27 protein-coding genes are annotated in these 23865 nt (G+C 65.2%); 13 read left to right on the top strand and 14 right to left on the bottom strand.

Features of this window, described 5'->3' with window-relative positions:
* Positions 1-70: 70 nt before the first annotated feature.
* Positions 71-1531: an MFS transporter gene (locus ACSVHC_RS22510; RefSeq protein ID WP_437773854.1), complete on the bottom strand. Its 1461-nt coding sequence runs from the start codon at positions 1529-1531 to the stop codon at positions 71-73.
* Positions 1532-1624: 93 nt separating this feature from the next.
* Between ACSVHC_RS22510 and ACSVHC_RS22505 the strand changes: the two genes are divergently transcribed.
* The 3 genes from ACSVHC_RS22505 (at position 1625) to ACSVHC_RS22495 (ending at position 4089) form a co-directional block, all read left to right on the top strand.
* The gene (locus ACSVHC_RS22505; RefSeq protein WP_437773855.1) at positions 1625-2506 is read left to right on the top strand and encodes a helix-turn-helix transcriptional regulator; all 882 of its coding nucleotides are present in this window, start codon (positions 1625-1627) and stop codon (positions 2504-2506) included.
* 35 nt (positions 2507-2541) lie between these two features.
* The gene (locus ACSVHC_RS22500) at positions 2542-3042 is read left to right on the top strand and encodes a hypothetical protein (RefSeq protein WP_437773856.1); all 501 of its coding nucleotides are present in this window, start codon (positions 2542-2544) and stop codon (positions 3040-3042) included.
* Between the two features lie 84 nt (positions 3043-3126).
* Positions 3127-4089, top strand: coding sequence for a 5'-3' exonuclease (locus ACSVHC_RS22495; protein WP_437773857.1), 963 nt, complete (start codon positions 3127-3129; stop codon positions 4087-4089).
* Between the two features lie 17 nt (positions 4090-4106).
* On the opposite strand, the gene ACSVHC_RS22490 is transcribed toward ACSVHC_RS22495, so the two are convergent.
* Positions 4107-5198: a hypothetical protein gene (locus tag ACSVHC_RS22490; protein WP_437773858.1), complete on the bottom strand. Its 1092-nt coding sequence runs from the start codon at positions 5196-5198 to the stop codon at positions 4107-4109.
* A gap of 102 nt (positions 5199-5300) precedes the next feature.
* Positions 5301-6410 carry a fatty acid desaturase family protein gene (locus ACSVHC_RS22485; RefSeq protein ID WP_437773859.1) on the bottom strand — a complete coding sequence of 370 codons (1110 nt, stop codon included), beginning with the start codon at positions 6408-6410 and terminating at the stop codon, positions 5301-5303.
* A gap of 228 nt (positions 6411-6638) precedes the next feature.
* On the opposite strand from ACSVHC_RS22485, the gene ACSVHC_RS22480 reads away from it, so the two are divergent.
* Complete coding sequence (locus ACSVHC_RS22480) at positions 6639-7202, top strand: nuclease-related domain-containing protein (protein WP_439181411.1); 564 nt, start codon at positions 6639-6641, stop codon at positions 7200-7202.
* A 3-nt stretch (positions 7203-7205) separates the two neighbouring features.
* On the opposite strand, the gene ACSVHC_RS22475 is transcribed toward ACSVHC_RS22480, so the two are convergent.
* Both ACSVHC_RS22475 and ACSVHC_RS22470 read right to left on the bottom strand, forming a co-directional pair.
* On the bottom strand, positions 7206-8114 hold the full coding sequence (locus ACSVHC_RS22475; RefSeq protein ID WP_437773861.1) for a prephenate dehydratase: 909 nt from the start codon (positions 8112-8114) through the stop codon (positions 7206-7208).
* A 257-nt stretch (positions 8115-8371) separates the two neighbouring features.
* Positions 8372-9127, bottom strand: coding sequence for an SDR family NAD(P)-dependent oxidoreductase (locus ACSVHC_RS22470; protein ID WP_437773862.1), 756 nt, complete (start codon positions 9125-9127; stop codon positions 8372-8374).
* 248 nt (positions 9128-9375) lie between these two features.
* On the opposite strand from ACSVHC_RS22470, the gene ACSVHC_RS22465 reads away from it, so the two are divergent.
* The 3 genes from ACSVHC_RS22465 to ACSVHC_RS22455 all read left to right on the top strand — a co-directional run bounded on the left by ACSVHC_RS22465 (position 9376) and on the right by ACSVHC_RS22455 (position 11442).
* Positions 9376-9879: a hypothetical protein gene (locus ACSVHC_RS22465; protein WP_437773863.1), complete on the top strand. Its 504-nt coding sequence runs from the start codon at positions 9376-9378 to the stop codon at positions 9877-9879.
* 205 nt (positions 9880-10084) lie between these two features.
* On the top strand, positions 10085-11011 hold the full coding sequence (locus ACSVHC_RS22460) for a DUF5996 family protein (protein ID WP_437773864.1): 927 nt from the start codon (positions 10085-10087) through the stop codon (positions 11009-11011).
* An 83-nt stretch (positions 11012-11094) separates the two neighbouring features.
* Complete coding sequence (locus ACSVHC_RS22455) at positions 11095-11442, top strand: UBP-type zinc finger domain-containing protein (RefSeq protein WP_437773865.1); 348 nt, start codon at positions 11095-11097, stop codon at positions 11440-11442.
* A gap of 52 nt (positions 11443-11494) precedes the next feature.
* Here the strand turns inward: ACSVHC_RS22455 and ACSVHC_RS22450 are convergent, their stop codons facing one another.
* The 3 genes from ACSVHC_RS22450 to ACSVHC_RS22440 form a co-directional block, all read right to left on the bottom strand.
* Positions 11495-11815, bottom strand: coding sequence for a hypothetical protein (locus ACSVHC_RS22450; RefSeq protein WP_437773866.1), 321 nt, complete (start codon positions 11813-11815; stop codon positions 11495-11497).
* Between the two features lie 383 nt (positions 11816-12198).
* The gene (locus tag ACSVHC_RS22445) at positions 12199-13227 is read right to left on the bottom strand and encodes a DUF6454 family protein (protein WP_437773867.1); all 1029 of its coding nucleotides are present in this window, start codon (positions 13225-13227) and stop codon (positions 12199-12201) included.
* Positions 13228-13419: 192 nt separating this feature from the next.
* Positions 13420-14538: an alanine racemase gene (locus ACSVHC_RS22440; protein WP_437773868.1), complete on the bottom strand. Its 1119-nt coding sequence runs from the start codon at positions 14536-14538 to the stop codon at positions 13420-13422.
* Positions 14539-14761: 223 nt separating this feature from the next.
* Here ACSVHC_RS22440 and ACSVHC_RS22435 point away from each other — a divergent pair, with 223 nt between their 5' ends.
* On the top strand, positions 14762-15067 hold the full coding sequence (locus ACSVHC_RS22435) for a hypothetical protein (protein ID WP_059388952.1): 306 nt from the start codon (positions 14762-14764) through the stop codon (positions 15065-15067).
* Positions 15068-15091: 24 nt separating this feature from the next.
* Positions 15092-15553, top strand: a complete 462-nt coding sequence (locus ACSVHC_RS22430; protein WP_437773869.1) for a GyrI-like domain-containing protein — start codon at positions 15092-15094, stop codon at positions 15551-15553.
* A 9-nt stretch (positions 15554-15562) separates the two neighbouring features.
* Here ACSVHC_RS22430 and ACSVHC_RS22425 read toward each other — a convergent pair whose 3' ends face one another.
* Both ACSVHC_RS22425 and ACSVHC_RS22420 read right to left on the bottom strand, forming a co-directional pair.
* Positions 15563-16480: an alpha/beta fold hydrolase gene (locus ACSVHC_RS22425; RefSeq protein WP_437773870.1), complete on the bottom strand. Its 918-nt coding sequence runs from the start codon at positions 16478-16480 to the stop codon at positions 15563-15565.
* 107 nt (positions 16481-16587) lie between these two features.
* Positions 16588-17283: a maleylpyruvate isomerase family mycothiol-dependent enzyme gene (locus ACSVHC_RS22420; protein ID WP_439181321.1), complete on the bottom strand. Its 696-nt coding sequence runs from the start codon at positions 17281-17283 to the stop codon at positions 16588-16590.
* Between the two features lie 96 nt (positions 17284-17379).
* On the opposite strand from ACSVHC_RS22420, the gene ACSVHC_RS22415 reads away from it, so the two are divergent.
* Positions 17380-17862 carry a MarR family winged helix-turn-helix transcriptional regulator gene (locus ACSVHC_RS22415; RefSeq protein WP_437773872.1) on the top strand — a complete coding sequence of 161 codons (483 nt, stop codon included), beginning with the start codon at positions 17380-17382 and terminating at the stop codon, positions 17860-17862.
* Between the two features lie 95 nt (positions 17863-17957).
* Positions 17958-18254, top strand: coding sequence for a hypothetical protein (locus ACSVHC_RS22410; protein WP_437773873.1), 297 nt, complete (start codon positions 17958-17960; stop codon positions 18252-18254).
* A gap of 78 nt (positions 18255-18332) precedes the next feature.
* Here ACSVHC_RS22410 and ACSVHC_RS22405 read toward each other — a convergent pair whose 3' ends face one another.
* Positions 18333-19727: a glycosyltransferase 87 family protein gene (locus ACSVHC_RS22405; RefSeq protein ID WP_437773874.1), complete on the bottom strand. Its 1395-nt coding sequence runs from the start codon at positions 19725-19727 to the stop codon at positions 18333-18335.
* Between the two features lie 121 nt (positions 19728-19848).
* Between ACSVHC_RS22405 and ACSVHC_RS22400 the strand changes: the two genes are divergently transcribed.
* Together ACSVHC_RS22400 and ACSVHC_RS22395 are read left to right on the top strand one after the other, a co-directional pair.
* Positions 19849-21054: a molybdopterin-dependent oxidoreductase gene (locus ACSVHC_RS22400; RefSeq protein ID WP_437773875.1), complete on the top strand. Its 1206-nt coding sequence runs from the start codon at positions 19849-19851 to the stop codon at positions 21052-21054.
* A complete protein-coding gene (locus ACSVHC_RS22395; protein WP_437773876.1) occupies positions 21054-21566 on the top strand; it encodes a hypothetical protein in 513 nt (170 codons plus the stop codon). Before ACSVHC_RS22400 ends, ACSVHC_RS22395 begins: the two co-directional genes overlap by 1 nt.
* Here ACSVHC_RS22395 and ACSVHC_RS22390 read toward each other — a convergent pair.
* From ACSVHC_RS22390 to ACSVHC_RS22380, 3 genes are read right to left on the bottom strand one after another with little or no spacing between them, the layout of a single operon-like run.
* Complete coding sequence (locus ACSVHC_RS22390) at positions 21527-22306, bottom strand: methyltransferase domain-containing protein (protein WP_437773877.1); 780 nt, start codon at positions 22304-22306, stop codon at positions 21527-21529. The genes ACSVHC_RS22395 and ACSVHC_RS22390 overlap by 40 nt on opposite strands.
* A complete protein-coding gene (locus tag ACSVHC_RS22385) occupies positions 22303-23007 on the bottom strand; it encodes a TIGR04282 family arsenosugar biosynthesis glycosyltransferase (RefSeq protein WP_437773878.1) in 705 nt (234 codons plus the stop codon). Before ACSVHC_RS22385 ends, ACSVHC_RS22390 begins: the two co-directional genes overlap by 4 nt.
* Complete coding sequence (locus tag ACSVHC_RS22380) at positions 23004-23828, bottom strand: glycosyltransferase family 2 protein (protein ID WP_437773879.1); 825 nt, start codon at positions 23826-23828, stop codon at positions 23004-23006. The genes ACSVHC_RS22385 and ACSVHC_RS22380 overlap by 4 nt, the downstream gene beginning before the upstream one ends.
* Positions 23829-23865 lie beyond the last annotated feature (37 nt).

The following is a 23865-nucleotide window of genomic DNA, read 5'->3' as shown; positions in this document are numbered from 1 at the left end:
ACGGTATTCAGATGTGCGGGGATGTGGGAGTGCACGTCAGTACCCCCTTTGAAATAGGTGGTCCGGAGATTCAGCGGGCGGTTTCGAGCTGCGGGGCCGGCGCAACTTCCCGGGGTGCCCCGGCGCGGCGGGCGGCCAGGTCCGCGGGAAGGATGAGGGCCGCTGTGACGGCCAGGGCGAGGAGCAGGAGGATGCTGCCCGTCGTGAGGGCGGCGCTGACCTGGGCGGCCAGGTGCGCGACGGCGGAACCCGTGGTCGGGACGGTCGCTGCGGCAGCGACTGCGATGCCAAGCCCGAGGCAGGTGCCGACTTGATGGAAGGTGTTCACCAGGCCGGATGCCGCGCCGGCGTCGAACGCCGGAGCCCCGATGATGCCGAACGACGTCAGGGGCGCAAACGCGAGACCCTGTCCCGCGCCGATGAGGACCATCGGCAGGGCCACTCCGGTCAGGTATGCGGAGTCGACGCCGGCCCGGCTGAGCCAGAACATCCCGGCAAGTGTGATCAGGATGCCGGCCACGAGTGGGATGGAACCCGGCATCCGCTTGACCAGCCGGGGGATGCTCATCGCGACGGCGAAGTTCACTGCGGTCATGGGCAGGAATCCAATACCGGCCTGCAGGGGGTCGAAGGCGAGCACTTCCTGCAGGAACTGGGTGGTGAAGAAGAAGAACCCGATCATCGCGCCCAGGTAAAGGAAGCGGGCGAGGTAGGCGCCGGTTCGGCGGCGGCTCGCGAACAGCCGCAGCGGCATGATCGGCTGGGCCGCCGTGCGTTCGATCAGCACGAACACGACCAGGAGCACGACGCCGGCGCTGACGGCTGTGACCGTGACCGGCGAGTTCCAGCCGGCGTCGACGGTGTTGATGATGCCGAACACGAGAGCGCCGACACCGAGGGTCGCGCTGAGCGCGCCGAATGCGTCGAAGCGGCCGCGGGCCCGGCCTGATTCCGGGATGAAACGCGGCGCGAGTGCGATCATCGCGGCGCCGATGGGTACGTTGACGAAGAACCCTGCCCGCCAGGAGATCCAGTGGGCCAGCGCCCCGCCGATGACCAGCCCCAGGCTGGCGCCGATGCCTGCGGTGGCGCCGTACAAGGCAACTGCCCGGGTGCGTTCGCGGCCTTCCGGGAAGCTCGCGGTGAGCAGGGAGAGTGAGGCCGGCGCGACGATCGCTGCCCCGATACCCTGGACAGCGCGGCCGGCGATCGCCCACCAGCCCGCCGGTGCGACGCCGATCAGCAGGGACGCGATCGAGAACACCACCAGTCCGAACACGAACACCCGCCGGCGGCCGAGCAGGTCTCCTGCCCGGGCTCCGAGGAGCAGCAGGCCGCCGAAGACCAGCGTGTAGGCATCCTGGACCCAGGAGAGCTCACGGGTGCTCAGCCGCAGGTCCGCCTGCAGGCTCGGCAGGGCAGTGAAGATGACCGAGTTGTCCAACAGGATCATGAAGTAGCTGAGGAGGATGATCGCCAGGATCGCTCCCGGGCGGGAAGCTGTTGCGGGTTCAGGTTTCATGCTGTCCATGCAACCGTGATTCCTTACGGGCCGGGAGTCACGGCCGTTCAGGGTAACGCCAGTGCCTCCCTCGTCCCATCGACCCGGCGTAGCGTGGACGCCATGACACACAGCGAGGACGTGCGGAAGTTCCTGACCTCCCGCCGGGCAAGGATCACGCCGGATGAGGCCGGGCTTCCCGTCTACGGCGGTAACCGGCGCGTCACCGGGCTGCGCCGGGAGGAAGTCGCGATGCTCGCCGGGATGAGCATCGACTACTACATACGCCTTGAGCGCGGAAACCTCTCCGGCGCCTCTGACAGTGTCCTCGAAGCCCTCGGGCGTGCGTTGAAGCTCGACGACGCCGAGACGGCCCACCTTTTTGACCTGGCCCGTGCCGCCACCGCTTCCCCTCGGGTCCGGCGCAGGCACAGCCCGCAGACCGTGCGGCCGAGCGTGCAACGCGTCATCGATGCGATCACGGCCGCACCGGCCTGGGTCCGCAACGACCGCGGCGATGTCCTCGCCTCCAACGCACTAGGCCGTGCCCTCTATCTGGACATGATGGCGGAGGTGACCGCCCCGCCGAACAGCGCACGCTTCACCTTCCTGAACCCGAAAGCGCGGGAGTTCTTCGCCGACTGGGAACGCGCAGCGGATGACATCGTCGCAGTCCTGCGCTCCACCGCAGGAAGGAACCCGTACGACAAGGACCTCACGGACCTGATCGGTGAACTCTCCACCCGCAGCGAGGAGTTCCGCACCCGGTGGGCCCGTCACGACGTGAAGTACCACCGCGCGGGCCGCAAACACCTTCATCACCCGATCGTCGGCGACCTGGATCTGAGCTTCGAAGCGTTGGAACTCCCCGCGGATCCGGGACTGCGCATCAACGTCTACACGGCAGATCCCGGGACCCCCTCCGAGGACGCCCTGAAAGTCCTCGCCAGCTGGGCCGCCACCCAGCGCGACACGTCACAAATGGGGGTCAAGGAGAAGAAATGAACGACTGCCGCACCACGTTGTCGACCTAAGCAGCCGTGAATGAGGCCGGCACCGCGCCGGCCGTAGCATCCACCACCTACCCGGCGCCGGGCAATGAGTACGGAACCATCAACATCACGTTCCAGCGGACCGGCGGCAAGAAGGCTTCGGACGGTGGGAGGCCCGCTCCGTCCAACTTCAGCGTTATTGCTGACGGCACCGGCGCTTTCTCCACCTCCATTACCTTCATGGACGGTGGTAACTACATGATCGGCGCCGTCGGCGCCACGTCCGGCAACAAGCGCTGGGCAGCCGTGGTTGTGAATTCCGGCAACGGCGGAGGCAACAATAACGGGGGCGGCAACCATGGCGGCGGCAATGGCAAGGGCAATTCCGGCCTTGCTGCTGTTTCCAGCGTCACCGCCGCCGGCACCGCAAGCGGCGGCGCCAACACGAATGCCGAGTCCAACCTGGTCCTGTGGTCGATTGTCGGCGCAGGCGCTCTGGCCGCCAGCGCAGCATCGACAGCGGTCATTCGCCGCCGCGCCAAGAAGTAACGCGTCTTCACAGGGGGGCAGGTGCTTCTCCGGAAAACCGGAAAGCACCTGCCCTTTGTGGGGGTGTGGATGTAAGGATCGGTTATGACTCACCGCCTGATGCTCCTCGATACGGCCTCACTGTACTTTCGCGCCTTCTTCGGCGTGCCCGATTCGATCCGCAGCGCCGACGGCACTCCGGTGAACGCCGTTCGCGGACTGCTGGACATGATCGCACGGCTCACTACCGACTATGGGGCGACGCATCTCGTGGCGTGCTGGGACGAGGACTGGCGTCCGCAATGGCGGGTGGACCTCATCCCGTCGTACAAGTCGCAGCGGGTCGCGGAGACGGTAGAGGGTGCTCCCGACGTCGAAGTGGTGCCGGATGCGCTGCAGGTGCAGGTTCCCCTGATCCGGCAGGTCCTCCGCCTTGCGGGGATCGCCGTCGTCGGGGCTGCCGCCCATGAAGCCGACGACGTCATCGGCAGCTACGCCAGCCACGCGAAGCTTCCTGTCGACGTCGTGACGGGCGACCGCGATCTGTTCCAGGTGGTCGACGACGCCCGCCAGGTGCGGGTCATCTACACGGCGCGAGGCATGAAGAACCTCGAGATCGTGACCGACGCCGTCGTCGTCGGCAAGTATCGTGTTCTGCCCGAGCAGTACGCCGACTTTGCGACGCTGCGCGGCGATGCCTCCGACGGGCTGCCGGGGGTAGCGGGGATCGGCGAAAAGACGGCGGCTTCGTTGCTCGCTGAGTACGGCACACTCGACGCGTTGCTCGCGGCCGCGGTCGATCCAGACAGCGGACTGTCTGCGCCCGTGAGGTCGAAACTCGCCGCTGCCGCCGAGTACCTGGCGGTTGCGCCCGTTGTTGTGAACGTCGTGCGCGACCTCGCGCTGCCCACTCTCGAAGAGGCGGGAGCGCTTTTGCATCCCGTCGTCGGAGAATCACGCATTGAACTCGAGCGTCTCGCTGCCGACTGGAACCTCGGCGGCTCGGTGAAGCGATTGCTCGACGCTCTCGAACTCCGTCATGGAGGGGATACGAGCCCCGCGCCATGATCGGCGCTGCTGACAAGTCAACCGGCTGGTGAAACCGGGATGGTGCCGGCCGTGGTTCGCACTTTGAGGGTGAGCGCGGTTAGGGCGAGCATTTCGAGTCCGGTCCATGCGAGCGTCCCGCCCCAGACTTCAGGGGAGAAGCTGAGTGCCCCATCGTGGAGCGCTACACCGGCGAAGTACGGGGCCCAGAACACGACGGGGCAGAGGCCTATCGCGGTCATGAGCCTTGTGTGACGGTCCGGCTTGGGTCGCACCACCGCCCACGCCACTCCGACGAGGACGGCACCGACAACGGCCGCCGGCACGAGCCAGGCGTCCCGCAGCGCGACCATGATCTGCAGGGCAACGGCGGGGAGCAGCGCCATGGCCGCGGGCACCGCGGCGTGCAGCCGCCAACGCAGCGACAGCAAGAGGACGGGCACGAAGATCACGGCAGTCGAGACGAAGAACGACGCCAACGAGACCATGATGCTCGATGATGTCGGAACCGCCACAGTAGGCTGCGCCCCGGCAGCGCCGCCGTATGTCTGGATGAGTCCATGGCGGGCGAAGACCGCGAACTCCTGCAGGATGAACGCCGCAACCATGCCGGAGAGCATGGCGCTCACGACGGCGGGCATCAGCCGCGGCCATGACCGCCGGGGTGAGTGCCACGCAGAGGAGAAGGGCGCGCTGAGGATGAGGAAACCGCCGGTAGCGAGCCCCAGATGGGACGGGCTGAATAGCGCCTTGAGGCCCTGCTCAATGCCGAAAACCGAATGCCAGGCGAAGTCGGCCGCTCCGGAGATGAGGAAGAGGAGGACCCCGGCTGCTGCGGCCCCATATCCGGCGGGGATCGCTGCGGACCACCGCGCGCCGGGGGCGTGCCGGCGCCAGGTCAGGGCGGCGATCCAGACGGCACAGGCCGCGAAGCCCGAGTAGAGGATCGCGTGCCACGGAGTGAAGAACGTTTCGAGGTCGCGGAGGTTGTTGTGCGCCCAGCCGTCAACATAGGTTCCGGTGAGGAGCCAGACCCCGGCCGCGAGGGTGATGATGTCTTCAACGGCAGTGGCGGGGCGGTCGAGTGATACCGGCGGAGTCGCAAAGGCGTGGGCTGCTGTCGCGTCCATAACTCCACAGTAAGTCTCGCCGCCTTCGGCGGCGAGAGGCAATCATCGTGGTCTTCCTGACGGCTCCGTGTCAGAGGGTGATCCGGTCCGTGTGTGCGCCGGTTACCGCCGGTACTGGCCCGCGAGGGGACAGGCGAACGGGTCCGCTGCCCTGAGTCCGACCTTGTTAAGGTAGCGGATCACTATTGCGTACGAGTGCAGCAGCCCCGTTTCGGTGTAGGCAATCCCCTCCGCGTCACAGTGGGCCTTGACCAGCTGGCGGACTTCTCGCAGGTGTGGGCGGGGCATATCCGGGAACAAGTGGTGTTCGATCTGGTGGTTAAGGCCGCCCATGAGCACGGTGACGAATCGTCCCCCAGCGATGTTGCGGGAGGTGACCACCTGCCGCGTCAGGAAGTCCACACGGCTGTTTTCGGGCAAGATCGGCATCCCCTTGTGATTCGGCGCGAAACTAGCGCCCATGTACAGCCCGAACACGGTGATCTGCACGACGATGAATGCGACGGCGATGGCGGGGGAGAGGACGAGGAAAAGCAGGCCGGCGTAGGCACCGAAGCGCAGAACCAGCAGTGCCATTTCAAGCCATCGGTACTTCACCGGCCCACGCCGGAGCAAGTACTTCAACGAGTCAATATGCAGCGTCCATCCGAGGAACAGGAGCAAAGGGAAGAGCAGGTAGCCCTGGTGCTTGCCAAGCGCCAGGCCGAGTCTTCCGCGTCTGCTTGGCATCTCGTTGTGGAAGATGACGGCACCCTGTGCGATGTCCGGGTCTTGATTGACCACATTCGGTCGGGCGTGGTGCCGTGAGTGCTTTTCGGTCCAGTACGCGTAACTCATGCCTACAACGAGGGTGGCAATGAGCCGTGCAGTCCAATCGTTCGCGGACCGGGACGCAAACACTTGCTGATGGGCTGCTTCGTGGCCGAGGAAGGCGAACTGCGTAAAGACGACGCCGGAGGCGCCTGCCACGGCCAGCTGAAGCCAGGAGTCGCCCAAGACGAAGAACACCACCCAGATCCCGGTCCCCATCACGGCCAGGACCGTCAGCAGGACGAGGTAGTAGCCTTGGCACCGCTGGAGCATGCCGGCGTCGCGGACGGTTTTCAGCAGGCCCGCATAACTGCTGGTGACCTTGTTGATCCGGGTTCTTGGCGAGGCGGGTCGGGGCGGCATCGCGAACGCGGGCACGGACGGTGAAGGCTGGTTGGTCAACGGCAACTGGTTGCCTCCTCGGATGCGCAGATGACGCGCTGCCGGGGTCCGGGGCAACACCACCAGCCTAGGCGCGATGGGCCCCACCAGTCCAGAGGAACGGGATCAGGGCGGGGAATATCGCGGCTGGTGTGACCTGCCGTGCCGACGTTGTCGGCTCGGTTGACGAGCAACGATGACTGGACGTCGCAACGGGGACAACAAGGCGAGTGAAATGGCACGTCGGACATCGATCATGTGTTGATCGGGCCGGCAGGGGTGTGCACAGTGAACACCAAGAATCATTCAAACCAGAGAATCTGGGTGGCTGGCCGCACACTGATGGTGGCCGGCACGAGACAGCGCTATCTTCCCAACGCCATGCACGAAGCGGCCCGAGCCGGCAAGCTCCTCTCTGCAGCAGCAGGTCTGGCGGTCGAGGTTACCGGTGTCCTGGTGTTCGTGGAGCCCAAGGGCATCACGGTCCGGGAACGGCCCGAGACCATAACTGTGCTGACAGACGGTCAGCTGTTGCGCTGGCTGAACCGGCGCAAACCCGTCCTCACTCCGGAGCAGCTCGCCCGCATTGTCGCCGTTGCTGCGTTGCCGGGAACCTGGCGCCGCCAGCCTGCGGCGCCCGGGGACGCCGTCGCTCTTCAACGGGGTTTTGCCGCCCTCAGGACGGAAGTCTTGGGGGCCCGACGACGGCGGGCGGTATGGGCGCTTGCCGTCGCGGCGTGTTTCGTCATCGCTGTTTTCAAACTTCCGGTGATTATCGCGTGGGTCTTGCCGATGCTCACGCACGCGGGATAGCCACTATAGCGACAAGGTGGGCTTTGGATTGCCAGCAGGCGTTGTGCCTGGATTGCCGGAATCGGTGAAGCCCAGGCTTCGGAATGGAGCAGCAGCATAAACGCCAAGAACCCTGACCTCATCAGTGAAAAACTCCAGTTCCTCGAGCGCAAGTCGCACGGGTGTGTCGGATGGGTGCCCTTCAACGTCGGCCATGAAGGTGGTGGCAGTAAACTCGTTACCCACCATGTAGCTTTCCAGGCGCGTCATGTTCACACTGTTCGTCGCAAAACCACCCAGGGCTTTGTACAGCGCCGAGGGTACGTTCCTGACCCGGAAGACGAAGCTGGTGATCACGGGACCGGGCAACTCGTCGCGGGTCTGGTGCCGTGGCTCCCTGGACAGGGCGACAAACCGGGTCGTGTTGGTGGCGTCGTCCTCGACGTCTTCTGCCAAGATGTCCAGCCCGTACATCTGGGCGGCGAGCGGAGGCGCCAGGGAGACCTTGGAAGCGTCATTCCAGTCGCGGACCTCCCGTGCGGAACCTGCCGTGTCGCCGGCAACAACTGGTTTCAGCCCCATTGACCGGATCAGCTTCCTGCACTGGCCGAGGGCATGAACGTGGCTGTGCACTTCTCGCGCCTGTTCGAGGGTGCTTCCGGGTATGCCCAGCAAGTGGAATCGGATCCTGAGAAAATGTTCGCCCACAATCTGCAATCCGGATTCAGGCAGGAGCACATGGATATCTGCAACCCGTCCGGCGATGGAGTTCTCAATCGGAATCATGGCGAGGTCCGCATCGCCGGATTTCACCAGTTCGAAAGCATCTTCGAAGCTGGGGCACGGTACTGGCTCCATGTCGGGGAACATCTGAAGACAGGCGATGTTGGAGTTGGCGCCGGGCTCTCCTTGATATGCAACTTTACGAACCATGGAGCACATGGTGTCACATTTTGCCGGGTGGGAGAGCAGCCGGGGGACTCGTCGCCAGCTCTAGAGGGCGCCGGCTGTGGAGACGAGCTGCGCCCGGCCCTCTTCGAGTTGGTACGTGAGGCCGACAACGGAGGTGGAGTAGTTGTCCACGGCGTCGAAAATCACCCATGAACTGTCCACTAGCCGTCGGTCTCATTGACGTGTTCGACGACCATGTCGTTAGGACGGTGCGCCGGGAGCCCACTTGACCCGTTGGCTCAGACGGCGGTGTAGCCGCCATCGACGAGTACGTAAGAGCCGGTCATGAAACTGGCCTTGTCGGAAAGTAGGAACGTGGTGACGTTCGCGATCTCTTCGGGCTGTCCCAGGCGGCCGAGCGGATGCTTCGCCTCGAGCCCACTGAGGACTTCTTTCGGCGCGGCGGCCAGCAGCGGCGTATCGATATAGCCGGGGCCGATCGCATTGACGCGCAATCCCTGGGCCCCATATTCAGCCGCAGCATTCTTGGTCAGGCCCACGACGCCGTGCTTGGCCGCGGTGTAAGCGGCGTTGCCGGGAGCGGCGACGGCGCCGTGGATCGACGCCATGTTCACTATGGCACCTTCGGAGGCGCCCGCGGCAAGGATGGCCGGGACCTGGTAGCGCATTCCGTAGAGGACTCCGCTCAGGTTGATGGCGATGACCCGGTCCCAGTCCTCAACGTCGATGTCTCCAACGGGAGCGTTGGCGCCCCCGATGCCTGCGTTGTTGACGGCATAGTTGAGGGCGCCGTAGCTCGCGACCGCGAAGTCGACTGCCTTCTTACTGTCCTCGGCGACCGCAGTGTTGCCCTGGAAGGGAACGGCGGTGCCGCCAGTGGCGGTGATTTCGTTGCTCACACGCGTGGCAGCGTCCAGGTTGATGTCGACGACGACGACGTTGCCACCGTTCTTCGCGAGGTCTTTGCTGATCGCTTCCCCAAGTCCGGAGCCTCCGCCCGTGACGATCGCGGTCTTGCCTTCGAAGTCACTCATAATTCCTCCTCGTGCGGCGGGATGGGTCCCGCGGATTTCAGCGGTGAGCGCTGGTTGAGCCGCTCGCTTGTGGCAACCGTACGCCGTCTCGTCAGAAGAAGCCCGGATTCCTGATCTCCTAGCGCCACAGGTAGGGGTTCTTGACCCCTTGCCCACGCGTGGAACGGCCCGAAAGTCTTCCTTCAGGTGCGAAACGGCGGCACCATGAAGGAGAGCAGAACCCGTCCACCGATGGAAGAGAGAGCAGCGTGGATGAGCGAAGATCCCGTCGACGTCCGAGGTTTCCGGGCTGGGAAGTCGGACCGGCGGCGGTCGGACTGGGCCTGGTCGCCCACCTGGTCTCGGGTGGCGTGCCCCCCGGGGTACCGGTGCTGATCGCGCTGACGGCTCTGCTGAGTATGTGCGCTTCGCTGCTCGCCCGGATAAACCTACCGAGTTGGTTATTGCTTGTTCTCTGCGGTGTCGCCCAACAGGTCCTGCATCTGGCCTTCGACCGGCTCTCCGGGACCTTCTCGGTTGGCGCGCCCGCTCAACATCAGCATGGAGCGAGGGGATTGCAGCCTGGGCAGCTGATCGCGACGCCGTCCCTTGCCGGACACTCGCCGGATTTGATGCTGGACACCCACGTTGCCGCAGCGTTGCTGACAGCGCTCCTCGTCGCCCGCGTGGACATATCGCTCGCGCGGGCGTGGACCCTGCTCCATCGCACGACTTCGGAAACTCCACCCAAAGCCCATCCGGGCACGCCTTAGCTATTTCCCACCAGCCGTCGACCTCAGGACTTAGCGGTCGCCAGCTTCGACCGGACCCGCACGAGGGGCGCGTTCGGATCCTGCGGCTGGGGGATAGCGGTGAGAGCGAACTGGTCGAAGACACCAGGCCGGTTCCGGCGGCAATGATGGCAGAATTGTCGCCACGGAGACGGAACGACCCGCGATGGTCCATTTTGGAGGCCAGATGACTCACCTTGAGTGGCCCCGGCTTCGCGTCGATGATTGGACCCCGACGCGGGAGACCGTGCACATGTGGACCCAGATCATCGGAAAAGTCCGCATGGCGCACGCCCCGATGCTTAATCACTGGTGGCAGGTGACGCTATACGTCACGCCGCGCGGGCTGACGACATCAATGATCCCGTATGCCCGCGGTGCCTACGACATCGAATTCGATTTCCTTGAACACCGGCTGCACATACGCTCCAGCAACGGAACTTCAGCATTCGTCGTTCTCGGAGCCAAGTCGGTGGCCGAATTCCACTCCGAGGTATTCGAAGCCTTGGGCCGGCTCGGTATCGAGGCGTCAATCCGCGGCATTCCGAATGAGGTGGAACCGGCCATACCCTTCGCCGAGGACCATCAGCACGCCTCCTACGACCCGGAGGCTATCCAGTTTTTCTGGAGGCAATTGGTCCAGGCGGACCGCGTCCTGAACGAATTCAGGTCCCGTTTCAGGGGGAAGACGAGTCCCGTGCACTTCTTCTGGGGAGGCATGGACCTGGCGTACTCCCGTTTCTCCGGACGGGACGCGCCTACCCACCCCGGAGGAGTCCCGAACTGCGCCGACTGGGTGATGGTGGAGGGTTACTCTCACGAGCTGAGCAGCTGTGGGTTTTGGGCCGGGGGAGGGGACGAAGGGGCCTTCTATGCCTACTCCTATCCCGGGCCCGCCGGCTACGCCGAATATGTGAACGACGTAGACGGGGCCGCCTACAACAAAGACGGCAGGCTCTACGTCCTCCCGTATGAAAACGTCCGCACGGCGTCGGACCCTGACAAGATGCTCCTTCGGTTTCTGCAATCCACCTATGAGGCGGCCGCGGAGACGGGACAGTGGGACCGCGCAGCGCTGGAGGCGGATCCGGCGCGTTGGCGGCGCGGAGGATGAGGTCACCATTCCTCCGGCGTGAAAAAGCCGGGGCGTAAAGTAGTGGGTGGTCTAAAGGCACTCGAATACGAGGGAAAGCCACGATGAATGCAAATCAAGGAATCGACGTTTCGATTCCACCCAGCGGACCGGGTTGCGTTGAATGCGAGGCCAACGGGGGCTGGTGGCTGCATCTGCGGCGGTGCGCCGAGTGCGGCCACATCGGCTGTTGCGACAACTCGCCGGGGCAACACGCCACAGCCCACGCGCACTACAGCGGCCACCCGGTCATCCGCAGCTTCGAACCCGGCGAGGATTGGTTCTTCAACTATCCCGACTCCGCATTTTTCGCCGGTCCGGAACTTGAGCCCCCGGCGCACCACCCGCTCGACCAAACTGTTCCGGGCCCAGCCTCACGTGTCCCGGCTGACTGGCAGCAGCGACTGCACTGACAGGCGCGCAAGGTCGCCGCGGACGCGGACGCTGACGTTCAGCCGTCGGCTTCTAGGATGCGTCGGTGATGCCGGCCAGAAACCAGTCCGGCGAGCGTAGATTCCGCTGTACATGGAAAGTACGCAATGCGGAGTCGGAGTTGAGGCGGACCTGTATCCGCCAGTTTTCAACGGATGCGAGGTGTTCGCTGTCGGTGGCGGCCGAGTCGCTGCCATCCCGCCCGCTTCTGCGCCCGAACCAGTGCGCGGCGCCGGCGTCGGGATCCACGGCCCAGATGCTGCCGTCATATCGGACCGCCAACGGGGCCCCGTCGGGGCTGAAGCGGACGGCGATCTCTTCCAGCGTGTGAATGGCCTCGGCAGTGAGTGTCATCGATGTGTTCTTTCCCGGGTTGTACGGCGCACCGTTGTCATGCAGCCTTCGCGAGGGTTAGCTCGGTATTGTCCTCACTCTTTTAATCGTTTGTGTCCACGGAATAGGTACGCTCGTTTGAAAAGTCTCCACTGACATTTCGCAGTCCCCCTTTGATTGCCGGCCTGCGGGTCCCCGTTACGGGTGCTTCCTGGGAGGCGATGAAATGGTTGCGGATCTCAGGCTTGAATCGCATGCAGAGGATATTCAGAAGGCGCCGAAGCGTGTTGAAGGCTTTCCCTGGGAGACCAGGGAGCGTGGCACTGGGCGGTGGCCGATCGGTGAGGGAACAATGCCGGCGCCCGGCTGAGACCCCGGCATTGTCCGGCTATCGCCTGGTTGCGCTACTTAGCGGGCGTGACGGTGGCTTCGTAGGTGAGGATTTCGGTGCCGTTGCCTTCGTCGCCGTTGTCGGGTGCGACCTTCATGGTGAGGTGGTTCCCGTCGGCGGTCAACTTGAACGGGTTGCGGGTGGCCACGTGCCCGGCCGTGGACCACTGCTGGAACGGAACATCGCGGATCACGCTGCGGGATTTGAGGTCAATCATCGCCATGCCGCCAAGTTCATAGGTGGCTCCGGTGCCCCCGGCCCCCGGAGTCTGCGGGAGATTGGTGATCCCTGCGCACAGCATCTTGGAGCTGGGCACGTACTGGCAGTCCTGATAGTCGATGAAGTAGTTCGGGTTCTGCCACGTCGAGAGCTGCTTGCCTTGGAGATCCCATTCGGCGAAACGGCGCGACCCCCATGTATTGCCTACCAAGTGGCCCGTCTGCTTGTCCATCACGATGCCACCGAAATGGTCTTTGACCTCGAACTGCTTGTGGACGTCGAGGGTGTTCGCATCGACTCGGTAGACGATGGCGCTGCTGCTGGGCCGGTACTGGGCCACAGGGACCCAGACGTTGGTGCCGTCGAAGTCGATGCCGCCCGGGTGGTACATGTCGCCCTCGCCCAGCACTATGTCCTTTTGCAGGTTGCCGGCCTTGTCCATGACGAAAAGGTGGCCAATGCCCTTTCCAGGGGTACGGTCGAACCCGTTCTGCGGAGTCGGGAATTTCTTGGTCGGCTCGATGATCTGGACGGCTGAGAGAAAGATGTGGTCCTGGCTGTAGGCGATTCCCTCGGTATGGAAGGTCGGGAAGTTCAGCTTCAGCTTCGAGGTCTGCTGCCAGTTGGTGCTGCGGTCAACACCGTTGAAGTCGTCGGCCAGGGCCGTGTTCGCTTCATTGTGGCTGCCGGAGTCGGCGTTGTTGCCCTGTTGCTGGTCATTGTTGCCGGCGGCCTGGGCGGCCGCCGTGCCGCCGATCGCGGACGCTGCCAAGATGACGGCAGCGGTGGCCGTGAGGATGCTTCGGGTGCGGTTCTTACTCATGGTGGAGCCTCTCAAAGGGTTGGGGCCTTACAAGAGCTCTCAAAGTTACTTGGCGGTAATTAACGCCCGCTGGCGGGATGATGAACGCTAAGTTGCGACACTGCAGTCCCGGCTCCTGCTCCTTCGTGCACAGCGCAGACACCCGTTGTAATCGACGTTTGCAGGCCGAAACGGTTTCTGCCGTTCAAACGGTTAGAACACGGGACGCCATGTCTCGACGGCGTCGTCACTGACTGCGACAACCTCGCGCCAGCGGTCGAACACCGAGCAGGGGTGGGAGATGCCAAGGTCCACGACGTCGCCGACCTGCAGGCCTTCGGCGTAGTCCACAATGGCATGGTGGTCGAAGAGGCGGGTCAGCGTGGCACCGGCGCCGGCAGACAGGGGGGCTCCATTACGGTACCGGGAAACGATCACGGGCATACCGGCGTCGTATGCCAACTCGCGCTTGCCCGCGTTCAGGACCACACGCCCGGCTTCCGGGGCAGAAATGACCAGCGCCCGAACCACGACGGCCGCGGTGAGGCCGGGGACTGGCGAGACGCCCTGGTAGGTGCCGTGATCGTGCACCACGTAGCAGCCTGAACGGAGCACGTTGACGGAGGAGCTGCGCGGCAGGAACGCGGCCGCACGGTCCTGGAACGCCGAGCCGCCGTTGCTGAAGACCGGAAGCTCCACCTCGAAATCGGGGTGCAGTTCATCGAAAATATCGCGGGCCAAGCGGCAGTGCGAATCGATCCCGGCCAGGTTTTCCTCCGTCCGGGCGTTCGGTGCCACGCCCTCGTAGGCGCTGACGCCGGCCAGGAGCAGGCCGCTGGCGGCACGAATCTCAGCTGCCAACGGCCCGGCCTCGGACTCGCTGCGGATTCCGGTGCGGCCGCCGGGGGTCCCGACGTCGAGCAGAACATTCAGCGGGCGGGGCGAGTCTTCGAACACCTCGGCCAAGGCCCGGACACCCGCCGCCGAATCGGCCAGGCAATAGATCTCCAGCTCAGGCGAGGCCGCCAGCCAGGCACGCAACTGCTCGAGGTGGCCGCGGAACAGCACCTCGTTCGCGATGAGGATCCGGATGGCGCCCCACTCGATGGCTTGGGCGGCCTGCGCCGTGGTCGCCACGGTCACGCCCCAGGAACCGGGCAACTGCCGGCGGACAATTTCACCCGTCATGGTGGTCTTGATGTGCGGGGCCAGCACCATGCCGCGCTCCCGTGTCCAGGCCTCTTTGATGCCGATATTGCGCTCCACGGCGGCAACGTCGAGGAGCATCTGCGGCAAGGTGTGGAGCGGGAGGGCGGCGTCAAGGTGCGGCATGCGGTGCGGTTCTTTCGGGATCGTTCGGAAGCTCGGTACCCGGAGATCCTACCCGGGTTCAGTAACTAGAGAACCTTGGACAGATCGCGGCGAATGACAAGTAGTGGCCACTCGGGCGGTTGCCGGGCGGAGTGAGTATGGTCTTTCACGTGTCGGACCGTTCATGCGCAGGGTTGTGTGGCCGGCTGCCACGAGCTGAGTCCAGGCCATAGGAGGTCAAATCATGTCAGTCATCATTGCCACCAAGGTTTCCGGTGACACGAGCGTTTTCGCCAAGTCCCTCGAGGAGCGGGCGGACGAGTACCGCCAGTGGGGCGAGCGCGGCCGGGCGGCGGGCGCGATCCACCATCAGTTCGCGGTCGGCGACGGGTTTGTCCTCGTGGTCGATGAATGGGAATCGACAGAAGCATTCCAGAAATTCTTCGGTGACCCCGAGATCCAGGCGTTCATCGGCTCGGTCGGCGGCGACCCGAACGTGGCCCCCGAAGTCACGGTCGGGGAATCCGTCGACTCCGCGGACAAGTACTAGCTCAAGATCAGGGCCCTTCCCGGCATGTCGGTCCCCGTCAACGTACAGATTGTTCGCCCGCGCATGCTGGCCGCCGTCCGGCGCGAGGTCGCGCCGGACGAAGTCGGCTCGGCATGGGGGCCTGCGGTGGGCAAGGTCTGGGACTTCATTCGGAGTCAGCCGGGCCTGTGGACGCACGGCCACAACATCTTCGTGTACCACCACCCGAACACGCCCGACGCGCCCCTTTTGTGCGACTTCGGCGTCGAAGTCACGCGCACCTTTCAAACGGCGGGCGAGGTCTACGCAACCGAAACCCCCGCGGGCCAGGCTGCCATAGCCGTCCATCGTGGGCCTTACCACCGCATGGACGCGGCATACAAGGCGATTGAGGAGTGGATGGCGGCGAATCATCGGGAGTCTGCCGGTCACTCCTGGGAGATCTATGGAGATCCGACACCCGATCCAGCCGACACCGAAACGACGATCGTGCACCTGCTGAAGTAGGGCAACGCTTCACCGCGACCACAGTTCGTCGAGCAGCTCGTGCACTTGATCGGGCTGCTCGATGTGGGCAAAGTGGCCGCAGTGCGGGATTATCGCCAGCCGGGTGTGGGGGACCATAACTGCCAACCGGTCCAGATCAGACTGAGGCGTGAACACATCGCTGCCGCCGCGGATCGCCAGCACCGGGCAGGGGATGCTGCGCCACCGGCTGAAATCGTAGTCCGCCGCGGCCCTGGCTGCAGCGGAGAAACTGGCCGGCCGGGCATCCTCGCCGAGGCCGCGGAACACCGCCGGTGGAATGGCTGCGGGGTCTTCGAAGAACGGGGACATCAACGGTCGCATCAGGCGTGTGCTGGCGATGGTGCGGACCAGTGCCGTCCCTGCCGGACCGAGCGCCGCCATGGAGCGCATAGCCAGTAGCATGCCCGCGAATGACGGGAATCTGTAAAGGCCTTGGAGTGGGGCGCGGCATGCGTCGGACACACTGAAGGTGGTGGCCGAAATGGCGGCCACGCTCGCGGTCTGTTCCGGCCATGCCGCTGCCATGTGCAAGGCCAGGAAACCTCCCATGGAATGGCCCACCAGGTTCCACCGCCGGTAACCGAGAGCACTTAGTACCCCGTTGACGGCGTGTGCCATCGCTTCGATGCTGAACCGTTCCAGCCGGGCACCTCTTGTGGATTCGCCCCAGCCCGGCAGATCAATCAGGACACGGTCGTTGGCCGGTGCCCCCGAAAGCGGCATCCCGGAAAGCAGTACCTGGAAGGTCGTCCAGGATCCCGCGGCGCCGTGGAGGTAGACCTCCGGCGTGCCGGAAGCGGCACGCCGTCCCCGGGTACCCTGCTGGACACGGACCATGCAGGGACCCAACTCCGTGGGAACGACATGCCGCTGCAGCGCGGCGGCGCTGTCCTGCTGAACACTCATGGTCACCTTTGCTCCTACTCTCTGAGACTGGTTCGTAGCCACAGAGGTGCCGGATGGGATGTGCCCGTTCCGGCGTCGGAATCCATAGAGGCAGCAGGCGGGACAGTTCAGGGAGTGAGCGGGCCTTGCAGAACGCGGACCGCAAGGGCTTTCTCGCCTTCGATGAATGCTGTTTCTGCGAGATCGGAGCGGCCCCAGAGACCCACGTACATCGCGTGCAGCGGGGCGGAAATGGAGGCCTCGGCTACCCCCAGGCCGAGTTTCCAGGTGCCGGCCCCGGGTACGCGGAAGGTCACTGCCCCTTCCGGCTCCGGCATCCGTCCCAGCCGAAGTTGGCGCGGGGTGAACATTGTCAGGATTTCGTCGATTCCGTCGAGCGTGAAATCTGCTGCGAATGAGGGGACCGCCAACCCTGAAGCTTGGCACGCGTCGATGAGGTGGACGGCGTGTTCATGTGCCTGGCGCCGGCGCCAGAACCCGGCTTTGCGCGGCGGTGGGCCAAAGTTCCAGCACGGCTCTTCGGGATCGAGAGCCGACATTGTCCCGAGAAAGGCGTCCGAGCCTTCGAGGAACCATGTTGCGGCTCCGGTGGCCGGCGGTGCGGGTTCCTCGACGAACTTGCCCGAAACGACTACTTCGGCTGCCCAGCGTTCGATTGACCCAAGATGCCCGAAGAGATCCTCGAGCGTCCAGCCCGGACAGGCCGGCACAGGACGAGTCAGAATGTCCTCGGGCTGGCGTGCCAGGACACGTAGGTGGTCCAGGCTGCTGGCCAGCTCGGTAAGGTAGCGATCCGCCGACATATCCCGAGCATAGTGTGCGAGCCGCACATGGTCATGGGTCCACCCATTGCACAGAGGCATCGCGCGATTAGGAAGTAGGCTTACTATGGTGGGAGTATGCCGGACTTAAACGACTGGACGACTCCACGGTTGCTCTCAACTGCAGCGCGATTGGTCGAGCATGCCTGGAATGAGGAGCTTGCCGTCCTGGGCCTGACCCATGCGGGGGTCATAGCGCTGGAAGTTCTCGATGCGGAAGGGTCCATGGTGCAGGCCCGGCTTTCAGCCAAAGTCCGGGTGCAGGCGCAAACCATGGGACAGACACTTTCGAGGCTCGAGGCGCACGGGCACATTACCCGGGAACGAAGTCGCGTGGACGGGCGCTCGCAAAGGGTGGCTGTTTCCGAGTTGGGCAAAACGGCCCTTGCCCAGGCTCGGACGCTTGCCTGGAATCTGGCTCCCGGCGTCGAAATGGGCGTGGAGGACCTGCGCGAAAAGCTGGTGGCCGTTATCCGCCGGCTCGGGTCTGCCCGCTGGGGCGAAGAGGTGCCGGAGGCCGCGTCGACGCCAACAAACAAAAAGCAGTCGGAGCAGGGATAGCGGACCAGCCTGGGGTTCTGCGGTCAGGGAGGCCCGGTACACTGGCGGTGCTGCGGGAAACCCTGCAGCGGAAGATCCCTCTTTTAGGAGTCATCTTGGCTAAATTTCTGATCACCTATCACGGCGCCGGACATCCGGATCCGGCCGAAATGGAAGCTGCCCGGAAGGACTTCATGGCGTGGCTTGGCAATGCCGGTCCGGCGGTCGCAGATCCCGGTGCGCCGGTGGGCTTCGCGGGTCAGGTATCTACCGGGGAACCGGAGGCGGTTGCCGACATCCTCGGCTATTCCATCCTGGAAGCCGACTCGGCCGAGGCCGTGAGCGAACTGCTCGCTTCCCACCCGTTCGTCACTCGCGGCGGAACGCTGCAGATCAACCAGGCCATGGTCTGACCCGCGTCCCGACGCTCACCTAAGCTTCGAAAGGGCCCCTTGCCGATCTGCACTCAAAGCGGATGGCGAGGGGCCCGGCTACGCGATTGCATGCTGCTGCCGTCGCCTCACCACCGTGGCAAACACCACGAGCACGACGACGGCCCCTAGCCCGAGTCGCGCCGCCAACGGGCCGTAGGGTTCGGCGCCGCTGAAATACATCAGGGCCAGCACGGGAGCGATGGCGGTGAACTCGTAGCGACGGCTCAGCACGACGAACGGCAGAAGCAACAGCGCGTACCAGGGGTAGCTGGGCGAAACGATCAGCAGCATCCCTCCGACCATCAAGACCTGCCCGTCCCACGGCCGGGAGACGTCGGTGGTCCGCCACACGTAAATGGCGAGAGCAAGCAGCAACACGAGTGCGGCCGGCCCCGCCCAACTGGCAGGGAGCACCAGCTTCAACAAGGTGAAGCGCGGGCTGTCCTGCCCGTCGTACCCCTCCGAGCGAAGGTATTCGGGCAGATAGCCCAGTACTGCCCAGCCGCTGGCGAGGACATACGGCACGTACGCCACGGCAAACGTGGCCACGGCCACGGCGACGAAACGCACTGGCCGCCGGTACAACAGGGCGGGGGCGCTGATGGCCGGGATGAGTTTGGTGGCCACCGCCGCACCGAAGGCCACCCCGGAACCCAGGGTGCGCCCGCCCACCAGAAGCAGCGCCGCCGCCAAGGCCAGCGCGGTGCCCAACGCGTCCACGTGTGCACCGTTGATGGCTTCAAAGGCGACCAGCGGAGACCAAGCCCACCACACGGCTTGATGCGCGGGCCGTCCGGTGCGGCGGAGGAACGCCAGCAACGCCGCCGTGATGGCGAGGCTGAGCAGGAGCCCGGCCAGCTGGAAGGCGATGAACCCCACCTCGGAACCAGTACTGAGCCGCACTGCCAGAAAATACAACTCTGCGACCGCGGGATAGACGGTGGGCACGGCAGGCCTGTTGATGGCCGTGCACAGGGTGCTGCCGCCGGGAATGTTGGTGGTGGTCTCGGTACCCGTGGGGAAGGGATTGCTATGGCATGTTCCGTCCGGTCCGGCGTCCTGGAACAGCCAGGCCGGCCGCAGCGGCCGCAGCGCCTCGTCCGCCGGAACGTGGGCATATGGAGAGATTCCGGCTTTCTGGACGATGCCGTCCCACGCATAGCGTGCGGAATCGTTGCTGGTGGCCGGCGGTGCGGTGATGGCCGCGGCTCCCACCAGCAGGGAGCCCAGGAGTACGACGGCGGCCGCGTGGCGCGCCGGGATCCGGCGTGCCACCAGTGCCGCCGGGACGAAGACGGTCCACGCCGCCAGCGTGCCAAGGGGCGACACCCATTCCGCTGACGGATCGGTGGTGACGGTCCACCAGACGACGACGGCTAGCAAAGCCACCAGGGCGAGCGCCGCCACCGCAGCCGAAGTCCCAGACGCCCGCCGGGGTGTTGATTCGCTCACCCTTTGATCCTGCATCACTCGCGGGCCGGTAGGCCATGAACCCAAGGGACCGTTTGCGTTTCGTAAGGTCTGGACCGGGACGACGGAAGGGTCGTGGTGGTGTGATCAAGGTATGGACAGATTGACCACTTTCCTCCAACAGCGGATGGAAGCGGTGAACGGACGGTTCTCGTCGCCCTTGCGCAGCAGGCGGCTGACGGTGGTGCTGGGCCGTTGGCTCGGCCTTGCCTTCACTGTGTGTTTCTTGACCGGGCTGTTCAGCCACCTTCTGCAGGATCCGCCGCCTTGGATGCTTTTCCTCACCCGTCCCGCGTGGCTGTACGTGGCTACGCAGGGCATCCACGTCACAACCGGGATAGCGTCCATCCCGCTCCTGGCGGCCAAGCTATGGTCCGTGTATCCCGAACTCTTGCGCTGGCCTCCGCTGAAATCCTTGCTCCATGCACTCGAACGGGCATCGATTGCGCTCTTCGTGGCCGCTTCACTGGTGGAAGTCACCATCGGCTTGCTCAACACTTTCCAGTGGTACCCCTGGCCGTTTTCCTTCAGGGATGTCCACTATTGGCTGGCCTGGGTCATCATCGGATCTTTGGCGCTCCACATCGCTGTGAAGATGCCCCTCATCCTGGCCCATTGGAGCCGTCGATCGGACGCGTCCGCCATCGCCGCCACCACTGAGGGCGGAGTGCCGGACAGTAAAACGGTTCCGGCCGTAAGGCCGGGAACCGGGCACGGCTGGAGCCGCAGGGGTTTCCTGGCGGCGCTGACCGCCGGGACCGGCGTCGTCGTCTTGACGACGGCGGGCCAGTCCTTCGCCTGGCTGTCGGGCCTGAACCTCTTCGCGCCGCGCCGAATGGATACCGGACCGCAGGGAGTACCCATCAACAGGACCGCGGCCCAGGCCGGTGTGGCGGATGCTGCGCTGGCCCCTGACTGGGTGCTGACCGTGTCTTCGGGATTGGTGCAGAAGAAATTCACGCTGGCACAGCTGGCAGCCATGCCGCAGTACAGTTACGGATTGCCCATCGCCTGCGTGGAGGGCTGGAGCCAAGGGGCACAATGGCGCGGTGTCCGGATCCGTGACCTCATGGCAACGGTGGGCGCACCGCCTGATGCCGAATTGCAGATTTCCAGCATGGAGAAGGGCGGCGTCTATGGGCGCTCCTTCATGCCTGCCGCATACAGCCAGGACGAGCAGACACTGCTGGCACTAGAGCTGAACGGCGAACCCCTGGACCTCGACCATGGCTATCCGGCGCGGATCATCGCACCTGGACGCCCGGGGGTCCTGCAGACCAAATGGGTGCATAAAGTGGAGGTGATCTGATGCGGCTACCGTTGGTGCGTCCGCCGGCGCCGGCGGGTCGCAGGACCGTCTGGTGGGTGAGGGCGGCATTGGGCGCCCTGGGCCTTGCGGCCCTCGGTTATGCGCTCTTCGGATTCCTGGCCAATGTGCCACTCGTCCAGCTGATCGGCGTGGCGGCCTGGCTTGCCGTGGCGTTGTTGGTGCACGACGGCGTGCTGGTCCCGCTGACAACGTTGGCTGGCGGCGGATTGTCGCGGCTGACGTATGGGCTAGGCACCGTTCAACAAGGGATAGTGCGCGGCGCACTGCTGGTGGGGGCGCTCGTGACCTTGGTGGGAGGCCCGGTGATCCGCGCCCAGCAGGTGCTCCAGCCAAGCGGTCCGGGCAGCGGCGCCAACGGCACCGTCCTGCAGGGGGACTATGGGCTGGCCTTGGGCGTTTTCTGGGTGGTCCTGGTGGTGGCCGCGGCTGCGGTTGTGGCCGCCGTCGGGCTCTACGGCCGCCGTTCCAAGGTCAGAAAGAACCGGTCCTGAACCGTCCGGGTTGCCACGGCATCCAGCCCCGCCCGGGCCGCATGGGAAGCCAGCGCTTTCGACCCGGCGCGGGCCCAGGGAAAGGCCGCGCTGGCGCGTCCATCTGAATCTTCCAGCACCGCCGGATAGGCCACATCGAGAAAATCCGAGGCTTCGGCCTCTGCCAGCACTTGCCCGCCCGGCGCCAGCAGTGAGGCAACACGCTCCAGAAGCAACCGGATGTTCCCGCCGATGCCGATGTTCCCGTCCAGCAACAGGGCCGAACCCCAACTTCCTTCGTGCGGGACGGGGTCAAAGATGGAGCCAAGGATGGCCGCGCCCCCACGGTCGGTTGCCAGCCGCACGGCGGCGGGGCTCGAATCGACGCCCATGGACGCTAGCCCCAGTTCCCGGGCGGCCTCCAGCATCCGGCCAGGGCCGCAGCCCACATCGAGAACGGGCCCGCGGAGGGTGCGAAGCAGCTCGCGCTCGCCCGCCGTGGCCGGGCCAGACCAACCGAGCATGTTGAAGTGGACCGGCCCGATGGTTTCGCTCCAGGCAGGTTCCGGACGCAGCGTCAGGCAGCCCAGGCCGTGGGGCAGGCTACGGGCGTACGGTTCGTGTCCTCCCTGTCCAAATAGAGCCTGTCCAAATAGAGCTTGGCCAAACAGGGCCTGTCCAGAGAGGGCAAGCGGGCCGGTGCCCGCAGCAAAAGAGTCAGCCCGGGTGCCGGATCCCTTGGGGACTGCCTGGATGCTCATCGCAGGGCACCCCACGTGGGCACGACGCCGGACGGCACCACAAGCGGCATGGCCGCCGTCGGCAGTCCCATGCCCAGGCGCTCGACAGCGCGGGCAAAGGGAGTCCCGATGCATTGTTGCGCGGCAGCCAGGGCGTCGGCGAAGTAGTCCACATCCGTCAAGACGGGCAACAGCCCCACGTCCACGCCAGCGGCGGCCAGCCGGTCCAATTGCTGCGCCCCGGTCTGCGGTGTGGACATTTCCACTCCGCGGAGCAGGCCGCCGTCGGGCCTACACAGGCCCAACGCCCAGAAGCCGCCGTCCGACGCCGGGCCGAACCACGCGCCGCGATGCGGTGCCGGAGCGGAGGTTGCCCAGTCGGCCAGCACTGGGGCCAACTGGTCCCGGCATAGCTGGGGCGTGTCCATGCCCAGGATCAGCAACGGTCCGTCCGTGAGGCCGCAGATCGCCGCCAGCCGTTCGTCCAAGCCTCCGGCGCCTTGGGCGATTACTTCAAAACCCGCAGCGTCCGCATGCTGCGGAGTGCCGGCGAACACCAGCAATCGCCTGGCTGCGGGAAGGGACCGCACTGTTTCCAGCGTCTGGCTCAGGCTGGTCTGGGCCAGGGCTGCGGCCTGCTCCGGGGTGAGCGGGGGAGTGAGCCGGGTCTTTACCCTGCCGGGGACGCATTCTTTGGCAATGACGGCGATGGTGAAGTTCACGGCGTCGCTCCTTGGGCATCGGCCGGTGGCCGATCCGCCGGTCTGCCGTCCTTCGTCTCGGGTGTCCGCCTCGAAGCGGCGGCCAATTGGGTCGCCATGTCTTTGAGGGCCGTGACAGTTCCGCGGAGTGTCCCCGTGACCTTGGACTTCCCCAAGCGGGGCGCATAGTTGACCGGGATCTCGGCCACACGCCATCCGTCGCGGTGGGCCTTGAGGAACATCTCCAGCGGGTAGCCGCTGCGTCGGTCCTCGAGGTCCAGTCCCAGGAGAGCGCTGCGGCGGGCAAGGCGGAGGGGGCCAAGATCCGTGACAGGGATGCCGGTTAGCCGACGCAATTGCCGGCTCAGGGCCATGTTGGCCAAGCGGGCGTGGATCGGCCAGGCACCGCGGGCAGGTCGCCGCGCACCCAACACCAGGTCGGCACGACCAGTGCGGACAAGGTCCAGCATCGGGGCCAGTTGGGCGGGGTCCAGTGAACCATCGCAATCGCAGAAAGCGACGAACTCCGCCGTGGCGGCGAGCAGTCCGGCATGTGCTGCTGCGCCAAAGCCGCGCCTCGGTTCGTCGACGACGGTGGCCCCCAGGCTGGCGGCCAGGGCACCGGAACCGTCGGTTGATCCGTTGTCCACGACGATCGCGCGGTATCCGGGCGGCAAAGCCCCGAGCACCTTGGGAAGGGCCGAACGCTCGTTGAGGCACGGCAGCACCACGTCCACGAGCGTTGTGGGTTGACCGCCGTCGTCGTCACCCGGTCCGTTGGGGATACCGGCCATGCCGATTCCATCGTGCGGACCGCGTGAACCGCTTTGCTCTTTCTCCACCCTTTGACCGTAGAATCCCCAAGCCCGGCGCGACAGG

Origin of the sequence: Arthrobacter sp. KNU-44, assembly GCF_051843155.1 — a bacterium.
GTDB lineage: Bacteria > Actinomycetota > Actinomycetes > Actinomycetales > Micrococcaceae > Arthrobacter.
The sequence above is the reverse complement of the archived record's forward strand: the minus strand, read 5'-3'. Positions and strand labels throughout refer to the sequence as shown.